A 1,356-nucleotide genomic window follows, 5' to 3' on the forward strand; every position below is an offset into this window, starting at 1 on the left:
CCCGAGACCTGGACGCCGCAGGGCACGCTCGTCTCCCAGCGCTACCGGGCGCTGGAGGGCGCGACCGTCCTCGTCTACACCGCCGACACCGACCGGGGCACCGCGCGCTACGCCGCGGCCTGCCTGGGCTGCACCTACCGCGCGGACCGCAACGCCTCCGGCAACGTGATGACGGAGCCGGACGCCGCCCAGGCCGCCAACGCGCACGCCACGGCCTGCCGGGCGGTGCCGCGCGGCATCCCCGCCCAGCCCACCGACGCCGAGGCCGCGAAGCTGATCCGCACCCGGCTGTGGGCCCGCCGCTACGGCGCGGCTCCCTACCAGGTGCGCCTGTCCGACTTCACCGTGCTCCGCATCGACATCCAACGCCCCACCGAGTGGATCAAGACGGTGTTGAGCGACATCGCGCACACCGACCCAGGCTTCCTCACCGCGACGCCCGCCAGCTCCGGGCAGGGCACCTGCTTCACCGTCCAGCCCTTCGACCGGCCCTGACACGGTGCGCGTCCGAACCGCCGCGCTGGTCGCGGCCGCCGTGCCCGTCACGGTCGCTACGGCCGCCGTTCTTCTCAAGGCCGGCCACTGGGAGCTGTACGCCGACCGGCACCGCATCCACCTCGCCCCCGTCGCCCGCCGCTCCTGCCCCGACTGCCGGGGCGCGGGCGGCCGGTGGGTTGGCGGCGCGAATCCGGAGATGGAGCCGTGCGGCTGCTGGGCAGAGCGGCGCGAGCTGACGCTCCGGCTCCTGCCGCGCCCCACCGTCCCCTGCGACGAACCCCCGTTCTGACGGATCCCCGTGCCGCCCCGACCAGCCGACAAGCACTGGCCGGGGCGGTGCGGAGGACCGGACAGCCCGGTCGCTCCGCAACCCCGAAGGAGCCGCACATGACCGAGACCCTCACCCCGCCCACCGCCGCCGTCGGCGCGGACTCACCGCTCGCCCTCCTCTTCGACATCGCCCTGGAGATCGGCCTGCAGGGCGAGGACGAACAGCGCGACAACGCGGAGACGGCGGCCCTGGACCACGTCTGGAACGCCTACCCCGACACCCTCGGCAAGGCCCTGGACGACGACGACTGGTCCGGCCGGCCTGCCGTGCCGGGGGCCGTGCTGGAGCCGTGCGCCGTCGCCTACCTGGACGGCGGCCTGTGGCTGCACCACACCGTCGACGTCGACCAGGAGCAGGACGTCCTCACCCTCATCGCGCCCTGCACCTGCGGAAACGGCTACGTCGACACCGTCCTGGACGGCGAGCGCGACCTACTGCAGGTCCTCACCGACCTGCGCGCCACCGGAGGCCGCTTCCCGCACGACAGCGGCTGGCCCGACTGCGACAGCCAGCGCCGTCTGCGCGCC

Annotated in this window: 3 protein-coding genes; all 3 read left to right on the top strand. The window is 74.5% G+C overall.

Annotated features, from left to right (window positions below):
- On the top strand, positions 1-495 hold a 495-nt coding region (locus ABZ281_RS49445; protein WP_356665403.1), incomplete at its 5' end, for a hypothetical protein.
- 4 nt (positions 496-499) lie between these two features.
- Positions 500-787 (top strand): hypothetical protein, encoded by a 288-nt coding sequence (locus tag ABZ281_RS49450; RefSeq protein WP_356665405.1) that lies wholly within the window; start codon positions 500-502, stop codon positions 785-787.
- Between the two features lie 98 nt (positions 788-885).
- A partial coding sequence (locus ABZ281_RS49455; protein WP_356665407.1) for a hypothetical protein occupies positions 886-1,356 on the top strand: 471 nt, incomplete at its 3' end.

The organism is Streptomyces sp. NPDC006265 (genome assembly GCF_040613555.1).
Taxonomy (GTDB): Bacteria; Actinomycetota; Actinomycetes; order Streptomycetales; family Streptomycetaceae; genus Streptomyces.